Genomic DNA, 19,582 nt, shown 5'->3' with positions numbered 1-19,582 from the left:
CAATGAAAATTTTAATTATTGAAGATGACTTAGCCCTAGCTAGGAGTATTTGTCATAATTTACATGATTTTGGGCATGCTTGCGAGATTATCTCTAGTATTTCTCAAGAAAACAAAGAACTTTATGATGTGATTTTGGTTTCTTCTAAAGTATGCACGCAAGGGCGTTGCGAACATTTTGTGCGCTACAATTCTAAGCAAATTATCATCATGATGGCTTCACATGTGAATGAAGATGGCGTCAGCAAGCCTATTCAAGCAGGTGCGAGAGACTACATTTTAAAACCTTTTAAAATGGACGAACTCTTACGCAAAATCCAATACCATAAAGCCTACCAAGAAATGACTGCACGCATTGGTTTTTATGAAAGTTACTTAGATTTTATCCATGCCGAACTACCTTTGCCAGAGCATTTCCCTTATAAATTGCCCTTTTTAATTCACGCCACTTCGCAAAATCTCGCTGATGCCTACCTATTACAATACGCTAAGACAAAACACATAGAATTTGCATTCTTTTCTTTAAAAAATGCTACTCCCAAAGAATTGTATAAAAATAAAGAAAAGTTTGACCGCCCCTATTACATCACCCATTTAGAAGAGCTTAAAAAAGATGAACAATTAAAGCTTTTAGAGCTTGCCCTCTCTTGCCCTATTGTGTTGTCCTATACTCATAAAGAGCCTTTGGATTTCCCTCAAATTGTCAACATAGAGGGCGAAAACAAGCCATTAGCCCTCTTTAATGCCTCACAATTTCTCTCGCTCCAAGAATATGAAAAAGAGGCCATTAGACACTTCTCTTCTACTTGCACAGACACTGAGCTTGCCAATAAGCTTGGCATTAGCCGTAAAAGCCTTTGGGAAAAACGCCGTAAATACAACTTGCCTCGCAAATAAAATCCTTTAAAGGCTTAGGGGTAAATTACCCCCTAACAAGTTTCTTAAAAACAACAAAGAATTGAAATAACTTGTTATAATACTAATCGCTCTTTACATTAATAATTTTAAAATTTATCTTAAGGATTGACTATCAAACAAGCACTACGCAAAAAAAAATGCCCTAAACAAAGCCAACCTAAAACTTTGCTTTTGGATATTGATTGTGTCATTCCTAATATTGTAAGGCGCTTACTCTCCAAAAAAAGTTTGCCTAAAAAATTTGCCTCTAGCAGTTTAGAAGAAGTGGGCATTGTGTTTCTTACCACCCAAATCCTTTCTATTATGCGTAAAACTAACTGCTCTAAAACCCTTTTTTTTATTACTAGAGGCAGAGAGAGTTTTCGCTACCAACTCTGTGATTATTATAAGAAAAAACGACGCAAATTTGATGATGAGTTTAGAGCCCTTCTAAAAGCGCTTAAAATTGCTTTGATTGAAAAATACCCTCTAAAAAAAGGGGCTAAAATCCAAGGCGAACATTGCTTTGAATATGAGGCAGATGATATGATTTCTTATTATAAAAAAAGAAATCCTAACCATTATGTTATTGCTAGTATGGATAAAGATGTGCTTTATTCTAATGGTGGTTCTCACTTTAACTTAAAAACAGAGACCTTTTTTAATGTCAGTAAAAAAGAGGCTTGCTTTTTTGCCTATTATCAATGTGTTGTGGGGGATAAGGGGGATAATATTCGTGGGGTTAGAGGAATTGGAGAAATCAATTATAAAGATTTCCTAAATGACCAAGCTAAAGAGCCAGAGTTGTGGGAACAAACCATTCAAGCCTTTAAAAACAAAGAAAAATTAAGCGATGAAGAGGCTAAGGAAAAAGCGCTTTTAAACATGCGTTTAGTCAATATGCACCAAATGATTCAACATGGCGTGATTAAGCTATGGGAACCTGAATTTAAATGCCCTAAAAAAATTCCTTTCAATAAAACCAAAAAACCAAAACCATCGCTTTCTTAATCGCCTTAAAACGAAAATTTTCCAAAAAAGACAAATGAACTACTTCCAATCTCTTTTCGTGTCGCTTTAGAGTTATAAGCATACACATACCCCCCACCCATATCAAAGGCAAGACTACGATACTCCCAAATTTTATAACTACTCATTAAAGAATATTCTTGATAATCACCAAAAGCCACCATAGCATCTATACGAACTTTTTTGGTCTTTAAGCCTCCAAACACATAGCCAGAAATCGTAGAATTAGCAAAATAAATGGCTGGCACGCTAGGGGCATTAATCCCACGCCCATAGAACTTGGTTCTATCGCTAAAAGTCCATAAATAGCCTTTATTATTTTGTGCTGGAACAATATAAAAACCCACTCCAAAATTAAAAATCTTATATTTAAAAGTTTGGTCTATCATAAATAATCCGGCATTTCTAGCACTTGTAGCTATATCAGTATTGCCATATTGATACATGCCTTGTATAAGAGTATGTGAAGTAAAATGCTTGGCTATAGAAGTGTTGTATTCAATTTTTCCTCCCACCTGCACTAAAGGCGTTTTTGAAAGCACAGGCAAACGAGTATCCACTAAAACAAAAGAAGTTGCTTTAAGCCCCCTTTTTTGATACTCTGTTCCTACAGCAAAGACTTCGCCACCTACATATAAGCTTTTAGAAACGGGGTCATAGGAGGCTAGAGTATTTAAGCTAGTAGCAATACGATTTCCCTGCTCTTTATTAACTTGATGCCCATTATAAAGCATACTATCCATAAAAATACCAAAATAACGCATTGAATTTTGCTCTATAGTAACAGATGCCCCTTGAATATTGCCCCCAATCCAATCAAAATCTACAAAATCCGTGTTATAGCGCCCTAAAGCCACTTTTAAGCGCTTAGAAAAATACTTGGCATAAATATCTGATAAATCTCCTGCGCTTAGATAAGGTTGCACATTGTGAGTATTGCCAAAAAAATTACCCAAGCTAATATAGACATTAGCTAGGCGCTGTCTGTTATAGGCATTCCAAGCCCCAATCACTCCAATCCCAAATGACCAAGTATTACTTAAAGTAAAATCCACTCCAAGTCGTGCCAAAACACCCACATAACTATGGGGATTTTTCTGTGCCCCTTGATTATACAAAAGCCCTAAATGACCAAAAGGACTCACTTTAATATCTAAAGCCCTCAAAGGCAAAAAAAACAAAGAAAACCCAAAAAGCACTAGCAAATAACGCATTTTATTGTATTTCATTTATAATATTAGTCTCTGTTTAGCAAGTTAAGATAGTTTTTGCTATCTCAAAAGTTAAAATTAATATATTGTAATAAAAGTTAAATTTAATCGTGCTGAAACCTTAAAAAATCCCTTATTTTAGACTATATTAGCAATGATTATCAATTAACTTGATTGACTTACACTAAAGTTTTATGATAGCATTCACTTTAAAATTATTTTGTAAGGCAAAACAATGAGTAAAAGCTTATACCAAACTTTAAATGTTAGTGAAAATGCTAGTCAAGATGAAATCAAAAAATCTTATCGCCGTTTAGCACGCCAATACCACCCTGATTTGAATAAAACCAAAGAGGCAGAAGAAAAATTTAAAGAAATTAATGCTGCTTATGAAATTTTAAGCGATGAAGAAAAGCGTCGGCAATACGACCAATTTGGAGACAATATGTTTGGAGGGCAAAACTTTAGCGATTTTGCTAGAAGTCGTGGCTCTGGCGCTAATTTAGACGATATTTTAAGTTCTATTTTTGGACATGGGGGTTTTTCTCAAGGTTTTGGCGGCTCTCAAGGGTTCTCTAATTTTGGTTTTTCCAACTTTGAATCTGAAAATTTAGATATTGTTGCTAATCTCAATGTTTCTGTGTTAGATACCATTTTAGGCAACAAAAAAGAAGTGAGCATCAATAATGAAACTTTTAGCATCAAAATCCCTATTGGTGTAGAAGAGGGTGAAAAGATTAGAGTGCGCAATAAAGGAAAAATGGGGCGCACAGGCAGAGGGGACTTACTCTTAAAAATCTGTATTTTAGAAGATGAAATCTATAGGCGTGAAAAAGATAATATTATCCAAACTTTTGACCTACCCTTAAAAACCGCTCTTTTTGGAGGCAAGGTTGAGATTCAAGCCCCTCATAAAACCCTAACCTTAACTATCCCACAAAATACTAAGGGCGCACAAAAATTCCGTGTTAAAGAACAAGGGGTCAAAAATAGAAAAAATGCGCATGTAGGGGACTTATATTTGCAAGCTCGTTTAGTCTTGCCTAAAGTTGAAGAGCTTTCAAATGAGCTTAAAACCTTGTTAGAAAAAGAGTTATAAAATATAAGGATAGTAAAATGTGTGATTATGATGAACCCCTTTATCTCATTAGTGTGGTAGCTAAAATTTTAGAAGTGCATCCTCAAACCTTACGCCAATATGAAAAAGAGGGGCTAGTAGAACCTAATAGAACCGATGGGAAAATGCGCCTATATTCTCAGCGAGATATTGATAAGATTAAAACCATTTTACGCCTTACACGAGATTTGGGCGTCAATTTAGCTGGAGTGGATATTATTTTACGCTTAAAAGAAGAATTAGACAGGCTTAATAATGAACTCCAAAACGCACACACCAAACGCCCTAAAGAAAACACTAATTTGGTTAAAGATTCAAGCATGCCTTTAAACACCTATGAATTGATTTTATTTAAAAAATGAGTTTAGCTAATTTATTAAGCCCTAAAAGTTTAGAAGATTTTATAGGGCAAACCCATTTAATAGGAAAAAACGCCCCCCTTTATCAAGCGCTCATTAAACGCCATTTCCCCCATGCCTTTTTTTATGGTCCTCCGGGTGTAGGCAAAACAAGTTTAGCCAAAATTATTGCCAATACCCTAGAGCGTCCCTTGCTCTTTTTTAACGCAACAGATTTTAAGCTTGATGATTTACGCTTAAAGCTTAAAAATTACCAAAATACCCTTTTAAAGCCCACTATTTTTATTGATGAAACCCACCGCTTGAATAAAACCCAACAAGAATTTTTGCTCCCCATTATGGAAAAAGAACAAGCCCTAGTCTTAGGGGCTAGCACGCAAGACCCACGCTACACTCTAACACATGCCATTCGCTCAAGAAGTTTTGTTTTTGAACTATTTCCTTTAAATTCTATTGAATTAGAAGAGCTTTGCTCTAAAGCTCTTCTATTATTAAAAGTTAGCATAGAACCTAGCGCTAAAAATTATCTTTTAAACAATAGTGCTGGCGATGCTAGAGCGCTATTAAACCTTTTAGATTTGAGCGCTAAGATAGAAAATCCTATCACTTTAGAAACTCTAAAATCCTTACGCCCTCATAGCTTAAATGATGGTAGTGCAAGCGATGATACACACTATAACCTTACAAGCGCTCTTATAAAGTCTTTAAGAGGGAGTGATGAAAACGCCTCTTTATATTATCTAGCACGCCTAATTGCTGGAGGGGAAAACCCTGAATTTATTGCAAGGCGCTTAGTGATTTTTGCAAGCGAAGATATAGGCAATGCCAATCCAAACGCTCTTAATCTAGCTACTTCTACTTTGCTTTCAGTCAAACAAATTGGCTATCCAGAAGCTCGCATTATTTTAAGCCAATGCGTGATTTATTTAGCTTGTTCGCCTAAATCTAATACCGCTTATAACGCCATTAATAGCGCCTTAGATGCGATTAAATCAGGGGTAATTTATCCGGTGCCAAAACATCTACTCCCCCATGCTAAAGACTATCTCTACCCCCATGATTATAATGGCTATGTCAAGCAAGATTATTTAGAAAGACCTTTAAAATTTGTGTATTCTCAAAAGATAGGGTTTGAAAAAACCCTTAAAGAATGGTTAGAAAAAATCAAAGGCTAAAAACCCTACATTTCTCTAGGGATATTTGCCTCATCATAACTAAAGGAATCATTAAAGATTTCAGCGATAGCTTTTAAAATGTTATCTATGGTTTTTTTATCTAGAGAGGGGATTCTCTGCAAACTCTTACGCAAAATATCTTCATTATACGATTTAGCCCTTACTATAACAAAAACTTCGTTATTATAGGGATTAACCCATTTATTTAGCATTTCCATATTGTCTTTTAAGCCCTTTAAAATCGCCCCCTCAATTTGTCTTACAACCGTAAAATCATGTTTTTTATGCTGGTCGTCTTTGGATTTTACATAAACGGTATGAATTTTTTCTGTAATTTGATAAGCTACACGCTCTTTAGCACGCAAGCTAGACCTATCAATAGCCTGAGCCTCAGTAACATTTGGTGTAACATTCCAAGTGCCTATAGCTTGAAGAATATATGAACTTCTATCTTCTACAAGTCAAGTAGGAACATTTCTAAAATACCCCTTTTTGCTTATCTTAGGATTAGCACAAGCTCCAAGCAAGAGAACTAATAACGATACAAAAAAATTATAATAACTTATTGTTTTCATAATAAACTCCCTTTCTTAAAATTCCTAATCAATTAAAATGCGATTTATTAAACACCTCTATAGCTAACAAATATTAAAGATTACACCCTATCTGACAAAAAAATCTAAAAATAAGAAATTATTTCACATTTTGTGGTATTCTTAAGAGCTATCAAAATAATAATGAGTTTTATTTATACATCATCTCATTGTTATGTGTTATAATATTCTCGCTATATAAAGCATTTTGATAGAATACGATTTTTTAGAAAGGAAAATATTTTAACCATGAAACGATTAGAAACTTTGGAATCTATTTTAGAACGCTTAAGAATGTCTATTAAAAAGAATGGATTAAAAAATTCTAAGCAACGAGAAGAAGTAGTCAGCGTATTGTATCGCAGTGGCACACATTTAAGTCCCGAAGAAATCACGCATTGTATCCGCCAAAAAGATAAAAATACAAGCATTTCTTCAGTGTATCGCATTTTAAATTTCTTAGAAAAAGAAAACTTTATTTGCACTTTGGAAACCTCTAAAAGCGGTCGGCGTTATGAGATTGCCGCCAAAGAACACCACGACCATATCATTTGCTTGCATTGTGGAAAAATCATTGAATTTGCTGACCAAGAAATTGAAGAACGCCAAAATGAGGTTGCTAAAAAATATGAAGCTAAGCTTATTAGCCATGATATGAAGTTATTTGTATGGTGCAAGGATTGCCAAGAAGAAGAAAAGTAAGGGGGAGTTTAAGGAATAGTGCGAATCACTTCACCCAAATCAAAACGCTTGATTTTCAAAGATTTGATTTCTTGATTATCTAAGCGTTTCCATGTAAAAGTCTTGCCCACATATCCCCACTTATCATAGCTTGGCGTAAATTCTAAATCTCCATTATCATTTTGCACTACTTTCACATAATAGGTTCTGCCATCATAAAAATTATAAGCTTTGCCACCTTTATAATACCTATGTCCTACTTGCGTTAAATCGCTCAAAAACACTACACCCTTATCGCTACGATTTCTTAATCTAGGGTCAGGGTTATTCTTATCCTTTCTAGCATTAGACCCATCAGCATTAGAAATACCATAAGCATAGAACTTTCCCTTGTATTCAAAAAACTCTACATACGAACTTTTCGCATTCAAAAAGGCTTGAGTTTTATAAACTCCGGGAAGTTCTAAAGCCTCTGATGCTCCTAAAATACCAAAAAATATTCCTAAAAAAACACTCAATATACTCATTCTTACAACTTCAGCTTAATTAATTCCTTAGGCACTTTAACGACTACCTTAAAAATAGCCTCCATAGCATAACGCTTAAAAGATTCATCATAAAATCTTAGGGCATGCGCATCGCTATCAAAAAATATTGCTAACATTCCCTCTTCCAAACACAAAAAAGAAAGACTATTTTTTGGCTCATAAACCACTAAATCCTTAGATTCGTTATAGGGTGTTTTAATTTGCATAAGGCTCGTATCTAAGACTTTTGCTCCCTCAATGCCTTTAATTATAAGTTGAAAATCTACATATTTTTGATGGCTTTCAAAAAACCCCTCATTGTTTTCTTTAGCATGTTCTAAACAATAACTTTGTTCTATAGCTATCATGCCATGCCCTAAAGAAACTTGGTATTCTTCATTTTGAGGAAGTTTCAAAACCCTTTGATGAATTTCATTATCTTTTTGCATAGCGTCTTTTAAATACCCATGCAAAATCTCTAATTCTTGTGTTTTTTTAAATAAATGCCCTAGTGAGCTTAATTTTCCAAAAATTGCCATTTTAAACTAACCTTGCTCTTTTAATTGCTCTAAACGCTCTTTTTTTGTGCCAATATCAGTGATTTGTATGCCAAAATTCCCATCTACAATCACTACTTCACCCTTGGCTATAATCTTATCATCAACCAAAATCTCTAAAGGGTCATTCACTAATTGGTCTAATTCTACAACACTCCCAATATCCATAGAAACCACATCTTTTAAAATCATCTTTTTTTGACCAATACGCACTTTAACATTCAATTTCACATCTAAAAGCATGCCAATATTGCGAATTTCTGTGCCTTCTAATACATGGCTTTCATGAATTTGTGGCTCTTCTTGTTTACTTTCCTCATTAGTTGAGCTTTCAGCAGGAGCGCTTGTAGCATCTAATTGGTTATCAAATGCTGAAGTCGTTAATAAAATTACTTTACTTTCTTCAAGCCCTTCCATATTAAAAGAGAGTGTATAGGCTTTGGCATAATCCTCTTTTTTAGGAAGTTCTTGGGCAATCTCAGCATTGGTTGTAGTGAAATTTAATTTAGGAAGTAATTCTTGAGACTTTAAGCTTGTAGCTAATGCACCAAAAATATTAGATGCCATTTCTTTAAAAGCGTCTAAATCATCATTATCCATTTCTTCTTTACTAGCCCCATCACCCCCTAGCATTAAATCACTCAACGCAGTAACTAGCCCTACAGATGCCAAAAATTCTATATTGCCATCACTCTTTTGAGATGCATTAATAACCACTCTTGCATAAGGCACATTCACTAATGCTCCCCATGCCTCATCTTCTGTATTTGCTATTTCTTCTTTTAATTCCACATTTGGAGCTTTACCTACTAAGCCCTCTAAAGTGGAAATAATCTCTTGAATAAAAAGTTTAATAAAATCTTGCATGCTTACTCTTCTTCTGCTTTCATAATATCACCTACTTTACCTCTACGCTGTTCTTCTAGCATTTCTAAAATCTCTTTGGTATGTTCTTTTTCACTATAGGCAATTTCTTTAATTTGAATCGTCTTTCTATAACCTTGAAAGCCCACACTTGCCAAAAAGCGCTTTTTTCTATGGATATGCACGCTCACTTCATCATTAGCCACTTTATTTAAGCGAATCGTATCCCCTACATCTAAATCTAGCACTTCTTTTAAGCTCAATTCTACTGAGCCTAAAAACACCATCATATCTACGCTAACCCCACTTAATAAGGCTTGCAATTCTTTATTACGGCTCTTTTTAGAATTGGTTTCTGAAACCATTAAATCCCTACTCCCCATTTTAGAAAGAATGCTTTCAATGGAAATGACCGGATAGCAAATATTCATCATGCCACGACTATGTCCGATAATAATTTCTAAAACCACCATAATCGCAATTTCATTTTGTGCGACAATTTGCACCACATTCGCACTAGATTCCTTGGCATCAATAGTGGGAAACATTTCTACTACAGGCGCCCAAACTTCTTTTAAAATCTGCATAACTTGGCGCAAAATCGTATCTAACAAGTTCAATTCAATATCGCTAAACTCTCTATTTTCCTCATACGCACTACCCTTGCCCCCTAATAACCTATCAATCATAGGAAAAGCAATGCTAGGATTAATTTCTAAAACCCCCGTTCCTCCCATAGGTTTCATAGAAAAAACATTAAAGCTTGTTGGGCTTGGTAAGCTCATTAGAAATTCGCCATAAGTCATTTGATCAACGCTATGAAGTTGGATTTCTACAATAGAGCGCATGATAGAAGAAATTTGACTAGAGAGATTTCTTGCCATTTTTTCATGCACACTTCTAAAAGAGCGTAGTTGCTCTCTACTCACACGATTAGGGCGCTTAAAATCATATAAAGTTACACTGCGTTGGGGGATAATATCCTTTTTTTGGACATTTTGAATATCTACATTTTCATCAACGACTTCTAAAAGCGCATCAATTTCTTCTTGGCTTAAAATATCAGCCATGATTTGCTCCTAAGGACTTACGCACCTTTTTAATCACTTCTTTAATAATTTGAGAAATGCGTGATTCTGTAATGCCTAAAATCTCTTTAATCTCACTCAAATTCAACTCTTCAAAATAATAAAGCTGGATAAGAGTTTGCTCTCTTTGACCCATGGTGCTTAAAATGGCTTGCACATGCTCTAATAATTCTTCAGTCTCAATTTTTTTAGTGATTTGGTCTTGCTCAATCGCATTAAATTGCTCATCTATAGGCACTAGTGCATACACATCAGAAGCTACTTTAGCCTCTCTAATTTTTTCAATATCTTCACCTAAAGTTTGCGCTAAATATTCATCATTAGGCTCTATTCCATGCTCATTAAGATATTTAGTTGTCTCATTATCAATATTTTTAATCAATTTTCTACTAGAACGAGAGACCACATCTAAAGAGCGCAAATAATCTAGCATTGCCCCATTAACTCGCATTCTAGCATAGCCCCAAAAAGAGTCATTAAGCGCACTTTCATAACGCCTTGCTAGTTTGATTAACTCTTCAGTGCCAATAGAAACCAAATCGTTAAAATCAATAGAACTAGGCAAGCGCTCTTTTAAGCGAAATGCCATAGCACGCACCGCTGGTAAATACTGCAGGGCTAATTCATCTTGATTGTGGTGTTGTTGCTTGTCATAAGCATTGAGAATTTTCTCTACATTTTTAGGCTTTTCTAAAGCCTCGCTGTTTTCAAAATTATCAAAGTCTTGCATTCTATTGCCCATCATCAAAATTATAACTTCTAATATAATTCAAAATACTCGTTACTTCTTTTTCGCGGTTTTTAAACTCGTGGTTAAAATGTGTCAAACGCTCTTCAGTGCCTTTCTTATCAAATAAGCAAGTATCTAAATCAGTGCAAGCGATAAAAATAGAGGCAAATAAAAGCGATACAAGATAAAAACCAAGCGTAGAAATAATTGTCCAAAGCAAAATGGTCTCAGGTTGGTCAAATTTTAGCATAGCAAGCGCTAGTCCCAAGAAAAACCCTACTACGATAGAAAAATGTATGAAATTCTGTATTCTCATAATCCTATCCCAAATACTTTAAAAACCGCTTGAAAAAACTTTTAAAATCTTCTTTTGGCTTTTCTAAAGCACCTTTTTCAAGCTTAGAAGTTAAAATAAATGCCACTTGGTCAATCGCTTGAGAAAACAAATCATTAGGAGCGACCTTACGCAAAACTTTACGCTCTCTAATACAACGCTTTAGTAATGAGCTATTTTCTAAAGCCCCTAAATAATGCAAACTTAATGAGGGAATATTATTCTTAGCCACTTTGGCTAGTTTGTCATAAGTTGCTCTACCTTCTTTATCTTGAGAGACCATATTTACCATTAAAAACAACTCATCTTTATTTTTGGAGTTGATTTTCATGCACGCATACGCATCAGTAATGGCTGATGGGTCAGGCGTAGTGATAACTACCACACAATCGCTTGCATTTAAAAATGCTTGCGTAGTAGCTCCAATTCCAGCTCCCGTATCAATGATAATATAATCCAAAGAGCTTAAAATCCCCTCATCATCTACAAATTTATCTAAACCATCTACACCACTAACATATTTTAAAATCTCTTCGCCACTATCGCCGGGAATAAGACAAAGCCCCGGTTCAATAGCACAAACAATCTCTTTGAGTTTAGCCTCGCCCTTAAGGGCATGCAAAATATTTTTATGAGTTTTTACCCCAAAAATTACATCTAAATTAGCTAGACCAATATCCGCATCAAAAACCCCTACCTTATAGCCTTTCTTATACAAAGAGTAAGCCAAATTAGCACTCACATTGGATTTCCCAACTCCGCCCTTACCACTTGTTATAGCGATAAATTTCGTGTTACCCTTATCAGAAAAAAAGCTTCTAGAAGTCTTGGTGCTAAGAAAACTTTCTAAACGACTCGCTTGATTGCTCATGTATTTTCCTTACTAGGACTAATAAAGCCATCAAGCATGCAATCTACTAAGTATTCATTGGTCGCTACTTTTAAATCCATAGGCACTTCTTGTCCAACAGAAAGATAGCTAATAGGTTTTTGACTCTCATGCACAAGCGAAAATAAATTCCCTAATCCCCTACTTTCATCTAGTTTTGTAAAAATCAAAGTATCAATCCCTAAAACCCCAAAAGAATCATAAATATCCTTCATATCTTCGTATTTAGTGGTAACTGAAAGCACTAAAGACACATCAATATTATACCCCCCATCTACAAATTCTTTTAAACTAGCAATTTTTTGTTTGTCATATTGCGAATGCCCTGTAGTATCTACTAAAATAAAATCACAATACTCCAAAGCCTCAATTTCTTTGGCAAAATCTTTAGCATCAATAACGGTTTCTATGCTCATTTTCATCTTATTGGCATACCAACTTAATTGTTCCAAAGCCCCAATACGATAATTATCTAAAGTGATAATACCTACCTTATATTTTTTGTCTAACATCTTAGAATAGCGTGCAGCAAGTTTTGCCAAAGTGGTAGTCTTACCCACACCCGTAGGCCCTACAAGCATTAAAATGCGCTTTTCTCTTAAACTCAAATCTTCAGGGCGACACAATATCATCTTGCGCAACACTTCTCTAAAGTAACGCTTAACCGTAACAGAATTTTCTCGCATTCTTAAAGGCATGAGTTCCAAGCTTAATTGCATAATTTCATCTAAATGGCTTGAACGCATCCCACTTTGCTTGGCTATTTTATAGATTTCAGCAAATTCTTGAGGGATATTTATGAGACTACCACCGGGATTTTTCTCGTCCCAAAACATGTTTTGAATCAGTTTTAAACTATCAGTTATCTTGTGCAATTCGGTATTGATGCGCTTGATTTCTTGATGATGTTCTTTTTCTTGCTCATTATTATCGCTCTTTAAAGTCTTATTAGCAAAGCTATTGCTTATTGTAGGACTTTCTGGCTCTAAAAACATCTTATCTAAAGAAAAATCTTGTGTTTCTTTAGGAGTAATCTTTATGAGTGGTTTTGGATTAGGGGTAGTTTTAGAAACACCAGCGAGTTTACGCATCTCTTCTACGGTGCTTGAAAGTTGCATAACCACATCTTCTTCGCTTGCATTATCTTCATATAAGCTTTCTGGAACTAAAGGCTCTTTGGGGAGCTCATCATCACCATTCTCTCCCTCAACTGCCACAACAATTTCATAAAGCCCTGCAGAATTAAGCGTTTTTTTACGAATTTCTTGTGTTTTAAACACTAAAGCATCTACACCATGATGGCTTTGAGCCACTTTTAAAGCCTCAGCTGCTGTCTCTCCACTATAAGTATAAAATTTCACCCTAATCCCCCTTTCTTTACAAGGACTTGTTGCAACGCTAAAGGCACTAATACAGACTCTCGCTCACTCCATTTAGGGTGAGGCAAAGTTAAATAAGCTTGATTTAAAACAATTTTATTAAAGGCTATAATATCAATATCTAAGGTTCTTGGAGCATCTTTAAACTCACGCTTTCTCTTGCGTCCAAAACGCCTCTCTACATAAAAAACTAAAGCAAAGAATTTACGCAAATTCAAACTCGTTCTAAGCACAAGGGTCGCATTATAAAAAGGAGCCTGTTTGAGATAGCCAAAAGGAGGGTTTAGATAAATAGGCGAAGAAAAAACTTTGCCTATAGCGCTATGATTCTTAAGCCATAAGTAGCATTGCTCTAAAGTTTTTAAAGGATTTTTCATATTAGCACCAAGTCCTAACACAACCCTATTTTTGAAATGCACTCTAGCTTTAGAATCACTTGGAAAAAAACGGGTCAAAAGAATCTCTCGCATTAGATAACTTCAGCTTTAGAATTTTTAATTACAACTAAATCTTCAATGCGCACCCCAAAAAACCCGGGAATATAAATTCCGGGCTCTATAGAAAAAACCATACCTTCTTCTAGTATTGTTTCACTTCGTGGGGAAATAAAGGGAAGTTCATGAATATCTAATCCAATGCCATGCCCTGTGCTATGAGTAAAATACTTGCCATAACCTTGCTCTTCTATAACTTTTCTAGCTAAGTTATCAGCCTCTTTACCTGTCATGCCTGCCCTAATGTTTGTAATGGCATTTTCTTGAGCTTTTTTAACAATGTCATAAATCTTTTGGTGTTCTTTGTCTTTAAAGGTTTGCTCTTTTTGGAAATTAAAATTCTTAGAATCAAAAAAAGCTGTGCGGGTCCTATCAGAGCAATAGCGCTCATACTTAATTCCCATATCCAAAAGAAAGCTATCTTCATTATTAAGAAAATCTTTTGCACTAGGCAAAGCATGGGGCTTACTTGCATTGGCATTAAACGCTAAGATTGGCTCAAAGCTCAGATTATAAAGACCATCTCTAGTCAAAAAATCCTTTACTTTATGCTGTAAAAAACACTCGCTCAATGACTTTTCTTGACCAAAAATCGTCTTCACATATTTAGCAAAATTATCAAATGCCTCAACATTCAAGGCTTGAGATTTTTTCAAAAGCTCTAGTTCATGCGAAGTCTTAATAATGCGTTTTTGGCGATGATAATTAACTATACCCTCTAAAATAACTTTGCCATTTATGACTGATTCCAAACGCTTATAGGTTTGCAAATTGACAAAATTAGGGTCAAAAAAGAGTTTTTTAACAGAGCTTTTTTGAATCAATTCAAGCGCCTTTGATACCAAATCACTTGTCTCTATTACCTCAACACTCTTGCCATCCTTAGGCTTAATATTTTCTCTAGCCTCTTGGGTATAGCGAGAATCAGTGATAAAAAACGCACGCTCCTCTAGTTGCAAAAACAAAGCATTATCGCAACTATAGGCACATTCAAAGAACATGGCATTTTCATCTAGGGTAAAATGCGATTGGTTGCTCTCTTGATTCAATTGGCTCATCTTTTGCCTCTTTGAAATATTAGTTATTTACTGGTCCATTGGGATTATTTTGTTGAGCTTCTTGAAAGGCTTTCATCTCGGCTAAGATATTTACCATACCCATTAATGCCATATTGTATCCAAGTGGCCCAAATCCCATAATCACGCCCCCACATGCTGCTCCGGTATAAGAATTTTTTCTAAATTCTTCTCTAGCTTGAATGTTAGTTAAATGCACCTCAATCACAGGCTTACCTGCCAACATAATCGCATCAGCAATCGCAATAGAAGTGTGGCTAAACGCTCCAGGATTGATAATAATACCCTCATAATCACTGCCTACACTCTCTTGAATTTTATCAATGATTTCACCTTCAAAATTAGTTTGAAAAAATTCTAATTCTAAATCTAGGTTGCTTTGCTTAACAAAAGTTTGCATCATTTCATGAATTTGATCTAAGGTAACCATTCCATAAAGTCTAGGGTCTCTATGCCCTAGCATGTTCAAGTTAGGTCCTTGAATAACTAAAATTTTCATAATACTCTCTCCTTGATAGTAATAGGAGTGCATTATATCATAAGTTCTAGTTTTTAACCTTTAATATAAGAAAGGGTTTAGCGCTTGGAACTTGCTCTCATAAGAACACCCATAAGCACCATTGCAACAAAAAAACTCCCCTCAATAAAAAAGTGAAAAGGGTCAAACCCAATACATAACACTACATAATAAATAACCATACCTAACAGCATTAAATTGATAGCCACATAAGAAAAGTCTTGCGAATAAGAAAATAAGCTATCTTTAAGGCGTTTATAAAACAGAATAAAAATACTCCCTAAAAAATAGATAAGCACTATAATCCCTACTAATCCTTGAGATGCTAAAGTGTTAAAAAACTCATTATCATATTTTTCTTTACAATCCACTGTGCTAGGGTCTCTATAAGATTTAGCACGCTCAATAATTTCAGCTTGTTTATCGCAACGAGTTTTAATGCTCATGCCAATTAAGGGCGACATTTTAAAAATTTCTATCGCCTCTTTCCACCTAGCTAAGCGCATGCCTATACTGCTGTTTGGGTCATTTTTTTGCTCATAGAGTTCAATGTCTTTTTGAAACTGCGTTTTTTCATCAATAGATTGCTCAGCTACAAACAACATCTTATTAAGCGCAAAAATTCCCCCAAATACACATAATAAGACCAATACATGCACTAATAAGCGTTTTTTATTCTTATCTGTTATTAACGCCCAAATTACTATTGCTAAAAAAGTAGCCATAAAAGCTAATAACGCACTTCTTGTATCATTCAATAAAACGATTAAAAAAGCTAAGATGATGCCTAAAGAATATTTATAGCGCTCTTTAGAATTTTCTTGCCCTAAAGCATAAGCAAAACAACCAAAACCTGCAATCGCACTCAAAGTTGAAAACCCCACAATAGTGCTAAATCCGTCTGCACGATACGAGCTGTGATGATAAATTTTATGATATGAGACTTGCAAGCAAGCTATAAAGGCGTTTATGCAAGTTGCTATAAGCATGGATTTAAAAAGCCATTTTGGATTTAATGATATTTGTTTATAGGTATTAAACAAACAAAAAATCCCTAAAGCCCCCAATACATACACCAAAGGCATATTGAGCGAACGCAGACTAAATAAAAAACCATTATCCAAAAACATATTAGGCAATACGCTTAGAAACATCAAAATTGAAGATATAAACACATGTCTAGTCTCTAAAAATATCAAAGAGCAAGAAAAAGGTTTTTTTCTAAATTTAATAAAGTAATAAAGTGCGCCAACTACTAATAATACAATTAAAATCTGTGCGAAAGGTTTTTTGAAAGAAGTTAAAAAGAAAAAAGCAAAAAGGGAAGTGAAAACTTGGTTTGCACCTAAAAGTGTTGTTAAACGCCCTATCAATGCAAAATTACCAATGTTTTCATCATCAAACTTAGAATAAGACTATCTGTCTTTAATGCCAAGTTTTTGGATTAAATCCATATATCTTGCATGCGCAGTGCGCTTGATATATTTTAACAAATTGCGTCTTTGAGCCACTAATTTTAAAAGACCTAAGCGACTTGAATGGTCTTTTGGATTAGCTTTTAAATGCTCTGTTAGATACTTGATTCTCTCACTTAATAACGCTACTTGAACTTCACAAGAACCAGTGTCATTCTCTTTAAGAGCGAATGCCTTAATGATTTCTTGCTTTTTCTCCAGATTTAAAGCCATAAATGACCTCCTAATTGGTAGTTAAAATTAAAAGCGCATATTATAGCGTAAAATTAGCTTTTTTATTCAATCCTTTAAGAGAACTTTTACTATAATACAGAGTTTGAATTAAAATTTTAGAAAACCAATCTAATATTAAAAGGCAATCAATTTAATAATGGCAAGCGAACGCTCAAAAACAGCATTTAGAAAAACCTTTCCTATCCTAAAACGCTTCTTGCAATCCAAAGACTTAGCGGTAGTTGTTTTTGTGATTGCGATTTTAGCTATTATTATTGTGCCACTACCGCCTTTTTTACTAGATTTTTTACTCACTATTTCAATCGCTCTATCAGTATTGATTATCTTAATTGGGCTTTATATTGATAAACCTACAGATTTTAGCGCTTTTCCTACTTTACTGCTTATTGTAACCTTGTATCGTCTAGCCTTAAATGTCGCCACCACTAGAATGATTTTAACTCAAGGCTATAAAGGACCTAATAATGTAAGTGATATTATCACAGCGTTTGGGGAATTTACCGTTAGCGGGAATTATGTCATTGGAGCGATAATTTTTAGTATTTTGGTGCTAGTGAATTTATTAGTTGTTACTAATGGTTCTACTAGGGTTACTGAAGTAAGAGCTAGATTTGCTTTAGATGCCATGCCCGGAAAACAAATGGCAATTGATGCAGATTTAAACTCAGGGCTTATTGATGATAAAGAGGCCAAAAAGCGACGCACCGCCTTAAGCCAAGAGGCAGATTTTTATGGCGCAATGGATGGTGCGAGCAAATTTGTTAAAGGTGATGCGATTGCCTCTATTGTCATTACGCTTATTAATATTATTGGGGGCTTTTTGGTAGGCGTGTTTCAAAGAGATATGAGCGTGAGTTTTAGTGCTAGCACTTTTACTATCCTAACCATTGGCGATGGGCTTGTAGGACAAATTCCTGCTTTAATTATTGCCACAGCTACCGGTATTGTCGCTACTCGCACCACACAAAACGAAGAAGAAGACTTTGCCTCCAAACTTATCACTCAACTTACCAACAAGAGTAAGACTTTAGTGATTGTGGGGGCGATACTATTACTCTTTGCTACCATTCCCGGACTTCCTAGTTTTTCTTTAGCATTTGTAGGGACACTCTTTTTATTTGTTGCTTGGCTTATTAGTAGAGAAGGAAAAGATGGCTTGCTTACTAAGTTTGAAAACTATTTAGGCAAAAAGTTAGGCGTTGATTTTAATCCAAAATCTCCTAGCATCAAAACACAAGCCCATGCCCAAACAACTAGCAAGCCTAAAAGCCAAGAAGAGATTAAAAGAGAAGAAGAACAAGCGATTGATGAAGTGTTAAAAATTGAATTTTTAGAGCTTGCTTTAGGTTATCAACTTATTAGTCTAGCTGATATTAAGCAAGGGGGCGATTTATTAGAAAGAATTAGAGGTATTAGAAAAAAGATTGCAAGCGATTATGGCTTTTTAATGCCTCAAATTAGAATTAGAGATAATTTGCAACTTCCCCCAACGCATTATGAAATCAAGCTTAAAGGTATAGTCATTGGCGATGGCGCTGTAATGCCTGATAAATTTCTAGCTATGAATACCGGATTTGTGAGTAAAGAAATTGAGGGAATCCCTACCAAAGAACCAGCTTTTGGCATGGATGCTCTATGGATTGATGCCAAGGATAAAGAAGAGGCGATTATTCAAGGCTATACTATCATTGACCCTAGCACAGTTATTGCTACGCACACAAGCGAATTAGTGAAAAAATATGCTGAAGACTTTATCACTAAAGATGAAGTTAAAGCACTCTTGGAGCGCTTGGCTAAAGATTATCCTACCATTGTAGATGAAAGTAAGAAAATCCCAACCGGTGCCATTCGCTCAGTCTTACAAGCCCTATTACATGAAAAAATCCCTATTAAAGATATGCTTACTATTTTAGAAACCATTACTGATATTGCGCCTCAAGTTCAAAATGATGTGAATATTTTAACCGAACAAGTTAGAGCAAGACTATCAAGAGTGATTACTAATACCTTTAAATCTGAAGATGGAAATTTAAAATTTCTAACTTTCTCTACAGATACTGAGCAATTCTTACTTAACAAATTGCGTGAAAATGGCTCTTCTAAGAGTTTGTTATTGAATGTGAGCGAATTGCAAAAACTCATTGAGATTGTTTCTGAAGAATCTATGAAAGTCTTACAAAAAGGCGTTGCGCCGGTTATTCTAATCGTAGAGCCAAATCTAAGAAAGGCTCTTTCTAGCCAAATGGAACAAGCTAGAATTGATGTGGTTGTTCTAAGCCATGCTGAATTAGACCCCAACTCTAATTTTGAGGCTCTAGGCACAATACATATTAATTTTTAATTATTTTTAAGGAAAA

21 protein-coding genes and 1 pseudogene are annotated in these 19,582 nt (G+C 35.0%); 7 read left to right on the top strand and 15 right to left on the bottom strand.

Annotated features, from left to right (window positions below):
* The first annotated feature begins 2 nt into the window (after positions 1 to 2).
* Positions 3 to 896, top strand: a complete 894-nt coding sequence (locus HCW_RS03700) for a response regulator transcription factor (protein ID WP_014660882.1) — start codon at positions 3 to 5, stop codon at positions 894 to 896.
* 126 nt (positions 897 to 1,022) lie between these two features.
* Positions 1,023 to 1,907: a 5'-3' exonuclease gene (locus HCW_RS03695; RefSeq protein ID WP_014660881.1), complete on the top strand. Its 885-nt coding sequence runs from the start codon at positions 1,023 to 1,025 to the stop codon at positions 1,905 to 1,907.
* Between the two features lie 5 nt (positions 1,908 to 1,912).
* Here the strand turns inward: HCW_RS03695 and HCW_RS03690 are convergent, their stop codons facing one another.
* Positions 1,913 to 3,154: a hypothetical protein gene (locus HCW_RS03690; protein WP_014660880.1), complete on the bottom strand. Its 1,242-nt coding sequence runs from the start codon at positions 3,152 to 3,154 to the stop codon at positions 1,913 to 1,915.
* A 217-nt stretch (positions 3,155 to 3,371) separates the two neighbouring features.
* On the opposite strand from HCW_RS03690, the gene HCW_RS03685 reads away from it, so the two are divergent.
* Genes HCW_RS03685 through HCW_RS03675 form a run of 3 tightly spaced genes read left to right on the top strand, consistent with a single transcriptional unit; the run spans position 3,372 to position 5,787 of the window.
* Positions 3,372 to 4,235: a DnaJ family protein gene (locus tag HCW_RS03685; protein WP_014660879.1), complete on the top strand. Its 864-nt coding sequence runs from the start codon at positions 3,372 to 3,374 to the stop codon at positions 4,233 to 4,235.
* 17 nt (positions 4,236 to 4,252) lie between these two features.
* The gene (locus tag HCW_RS03680) at positions 4,253 to 4,615 is read left to right on the top strand and encodes a heat shock protein transcriptional repressor HspR (protein ID WP_014660878.1); all 363 of its coding nucleotides are present in this window, start codon (positions 4,253 to 4,255) and stop codon (positions 4,613 to 4,615) included.
* On the top strand, positions 4,612 to 5,787 hold the full coding sequence (locus HCW_RS03675) for a replication-associated recombination protein A (RefSeq protein WP_014660877.1): 1,176 nt from the start codon (positions 4,612 to 4,614) through the stop codon (positions 5,785 to 5,787). The genes HCW_RS03680 and HCW_RS03675 overlap by 4 nt, the downstream gene beginning before the upstream one ends.
* A 5-nt stretch (positions 5,788 to 5,792) precedes the next feature.
* Here the strand turns inward: HCW_RS03675 and HCW_RS03670 are convergent.
* Positions 5,793 to 6,233: pseudogene (locus HCW_RS03670) on the bottom strand (hypothetical protein); the annotation flags it as partial.
* 396 nt (positions 6,234 to 6,629) lie between these two features.
* Here HCW_RS03670 and HCW_RS03665 point away from each other — a divergent pair.
* Positions 6,630 to 7,082, top strand: a complete 453-nt coding sequence (locus tag HCW_RS03665; protein WP_014660875.1) for a transcriptional repressor — start codon at positions 6,630 to 6,632, stop codon at positions 7,080 to 7,082.
* Between the two features lie 8 nt (positions 7,083 to 7,090).
* Here HCW_RS03665 and HCW_RS03660 read toward each other — a convergent pair whose 3' ends face one another.
* The 13 genes from HCW_RS03660 to rpsO all read right to left on the bottom strand — a co-directional run bounded on the left by HCW_RS03660 (position 7,091) and on the right by rpsO (position 17,204).
* Positions 7,091 to 7,588 (bottom strand): DUF2147 domain-containing protein, encoded by a 498-nt coding sequence (locus HCW_RS03660; RefSeq protein WP_043902615.1) that lies wholly within the window; start codon positions 7,586 to 7,588, stop codon positions 7,091 to 7,093.
* 2 nt (positions 7,589 to 7,590) lie between these two features.
* Positions 7,591 to 8,127, bottom strand: coding sequence for a YhcH/YjgK/YiaL family protein (locus HCW_RS03655; RefSeq protein WP_014660873.1), 537 nt, complete (start codon positions 8,125 to 8,127; stop codon positions 7,591 to 7,593).
* A 6-nt stretch (positions 8,128 to 8,133) separates the two neighbouring features.
* Positions 8,134 to 9,012: a flagellar motor switch protein FliY gene (gene fliY, locus HCW_RS03650; protein WP_014660872.1), complete on the bottom strand. Its 879-nt coding sequence runs from the start codon at positions 9,010 to 9,012 to the stop codon at positions 8,134 to 8,136.
* A gap of 2 nt (positions 9,013 to 9,014) precedes the next feature.
* Positions 9,015 to 10,079 carry a flagellar motor switch protein FliM gene (gene fliM / locus HCW_RS03645; RefSeq protein ID WP_014660871.1) on the bottom strand — a complete coding sequence of 355 codons (1,065 nt, stop codon included), beginning with the start codon at positions 10,077 to 10,079 and terminating at the stop codon, positions 9,015 to 9,017.
* Entirely contained in the window at positions 10,072 to 10,851 is a 780-nt protein-coding gene (locus tag HCW_RS03640) for an RNA polymerase sigma factor FliA (RefSeq protein WP_043902613.1), read from the bottom strand. Before HCW_RS03640 ends, fliM begins: the two co-directional genes overlap by 8 nt.
* Positions 10,829 to 11,143, bottom strand: a complete 315-nt coding sequence (locus HCW_RS03635) for a hypothetical protein (RefSeq protein ID WP_014660869.1) — start codon at positions 11,141 to 11,143, stop codon at positions 10,829 to 10,831. The genes HCW_RS03640 and HCW_RS03635 overlap by 23 nt, the downstream gene beginning before the upstream one ends.
* 4 nt (positions 11,144 to 11,147) lie before the next feature.
* Positions 11,148 to 12,032: a MinD/ParA family protein gene (locus HCW_RS03630; protein WP_014660868.1), complete on the bottom strand. Its 885-nt coding sequence runs from the start codon at positions 12,030 to 12,032 to the stop codon at positions 11,148 to 11,150.
* Positions 12,029 to 13,411, bottom strand: a complete 1,383-nt coding sequence (gene flhF, locus HCW_RS03625; RefSeq protein WP_014660867.1) for a flagellar biosynthesis protein FlhF — start codon at positions 13,409 to 13,411, stop codon at positions 12,029 to 12,031. The genes HCW_RS03630 and flhF overlap by 4 nt, the downstream gene beginning before the upstream one ends.
* Entirely contained in the window at positions 13,408 to 13,899 is a 492-nt protein-coding gene (gene folK / locus HCW_RS03620) for a 2-amino-4-hydroxy-6-hydroxymethyldihydropteridine diphosphokinase (RefSeq protein ID WP_014660866.1), read from the bottom strand. The genes flhF and folK overlap by 4 nt, the downstream gene beginning before the upstream one ends.
* On the bottom strand, positions 13,899 to 14,981 hold the full coding sequence (locus tag HCW_RS03615; protein WP_014660865.1) for a M24 family metallopeptidase: 1,083 nt from the start codon (positions 14,979 to 14,981) through the stop codon (positions 13,899 to 13,901). The genes folK and HCW_RS03615 overlap by 1 nt, the downstream gene beginning before the upstream one ends.
* Positions 14,982 to 15,000: 19 nt before the next feature.
* The gene (gene aroQ / locus HCW_RS03610; RefSeq protein WP_014660864.1) at positions 15,001 to 15,498 is read right to left on the bottom strand and encodes a type II 3-dehydroquinate dehydratase; all 498 of its coding nucleotides are present in this window, start codon (positions 15,496 to 15,498) and stop codon (positions 15,001 to 15,003) included.
* A gap of 77 nt (positions 15,499 to 15,575) precedes the next feature.
* The gene (locus HCW_RS03605; protein ID WP_155802227.1) at positions 15,576 to 16,691 is read right to left on the bottom strand and encodes an O-antigen ligase family protein; all 1,116 of its coding nucleotides are present in this window, start codon (positions 16,689 to 16,691) and stop codon (positions 15,576 to 15,578) included.
* 240 nt (positions 16,692 to 16,931) lie between these two features.
* Complete coding sequence (rpsO, locus tag HCW_RS03600; protein WP_014660862.1) at positions 16,932 to 17,204, bottom strand: 30S ribosomal protein S15; 273 nt, start codon at positions 17,202 to 17,204, stop codon at positions 16,932 to 16,934.
* Between the two features lie 157 nt (positions 17,205 to 17,361).
* Between rpsO and flhA the strand changes: the two genes are divergently transcribed.
* On the top strand, positions 17,362 to 19,566 hold the full coding sequence (gene flhA / locus HCW_RS03595; RefSeq protein ID WP_014660861.1) for a flagellar biosynthesis protein FlhA: 2,205 nt from the start codon (positions 17,362 to 17,364) through the stop codon (positions 19,564 to 19,566).
* Positions 19,567 to 19,582: the final 16 nt, after the last annotated feature.

The organism is Helicobacter cetorum MIT 00-7128 (assembly GCF_000259255.1).
Classification (GTDB): Bacteria; Campylobacterota; Campylobacteria; order Campylobacterales; family Helicobacteraceae; genus Helicobacter; species Helicobacter cetorum_B.
The sequence above is the reverse complement of the archived record's forward strand: the minus strand, read 5'-3'. Positions and strand labels throughout refer to the sequence as shown.

What these genes read in the sequence shown, in the direction of transcription:
- HCW_RS03700 (WP_014660882.1), top strand. Translation starts at nt 3, where the DNA reads ATGAAAATTTTAATTATTGAAGATGACTTAGCCCTAGCTAGGAGTATT.
- HCW_RS03690 (WP_014660880.1), bottom strand. Translation starts at nt 3,154, where the DNA reads ATGAAATACAATAAAATGCGTTATTTGCTAGTGCTTTTTGGGTTTTCT.
- HCW_RS03685 (WP_014660879.1), top strand. Translation starts at nt 3,372, where the DNA reads ATGAGTAAAAGCTTATACCAAACTTTAAATGTTAGTGAAAATGCTAGT.
- HCW_RS03680 (WP_014660878.1), top strand. Translation starts at nt 4,253, where the DNA reads ATGTGTGATTATGATGAACCCCTTTATCTCATTAGTGTGGTAGCTAAA.
- HCW_RS03675 (WP_014660877.1), top strand. Translation starts at nt 4,612, where the DNA reads ATGAGTTTAGCTAATTTATTAAGCCCTAAAAGTTTAGAAGATTTTATA.
- HCW_RS03665 (WP_014660875.1), top strand. Translation starts at nt 6,630, where the DNA reads ATGAAACGATTAGAAACTTTGGAATCTATTTTAGAACGCTTAAGAATG.
- HCW_RS03660 (WP_043902615.1), bottom strand. Translation starts at nt 7,588, where the DNA reads ATGAGTATATTGAGTGTTTTTTTAGGAATATTTTTTGGTATTTTAGGA.
- HCW_RS03655 (WP_014660873.1), bottom strand. Translation starts at nt 8,127, where the DNA reads ATGGCAATTTTTGGAAAATTAAGCTCACTAGGGCATTTATTTAAAAAA.
- fliY (WP_014660872.1), bottom strand. Translation starts at nt 9,012, where the DNA reads ATGCAAGATTTTATTAAACTTTTTATTCAAGAGATTATTTCCACTTTA.
- fliM (WP_014660871.1), bottom strand. Translation starts at nt 10,079, where the DNA reads ATGGCTGATATTTTAAGCCAAGAAGAAATTGATGCGCTTTTAGAAGTC.
- HCW_RS03635 (WP_014660869.1), bottom strand. Translation starts at nt 11,143, where the DNA reads ATGAGAATACAGAATTTCATACATTTTTCTATCGTAGTAGGGTTTTTC.
- HCW_RS03630 (WP_014660868.1), bottom strand. Translation starts at nt 12,032, where the DNA reads ATGAGCAATCAAGCGAGTCGTTTAGAAAGTTTTCTTAGCACCAAGACT.
- folK (WP_014660866.1), bottom strand. Translation starts at nt 13,899, where the DNA reads ATGCGAGAGATTCTTTTGACCCGTTTTTTTCCAAGTGATTCTAAAGCT.
- HCW_RS03615 (WP_014660865.1), bottom strand. Translation starts at nt 14,981, where the DNA reads ATGAGCCAATTGAATCAAGAGAGCAACCAATCGCATTTTACCCTAGAT.
- aroQ (WP_014660864.1), bottom strand. Translation starts at nt 15,498, where the DNA reads ATGAAAATTTTAGTTATTCAAGGACCTAACTTGAACATGCTAGGGCAT.
- rpsO (WP_014660862.1), bottom strand. Translation starts at nt 17,204, where the DNA reads ATGGCTTTAAATCTGGAGAAAAAGCAAGAAATCATTAAGGCATTCGCT.
- flhA (WP_014660861.1), top strand. Translation starts at nt 17,362, where the DNA reads ATGGCAAGCGAACGCTCAAAAACAGCATTTAGAAAAACCTTTCCTATC.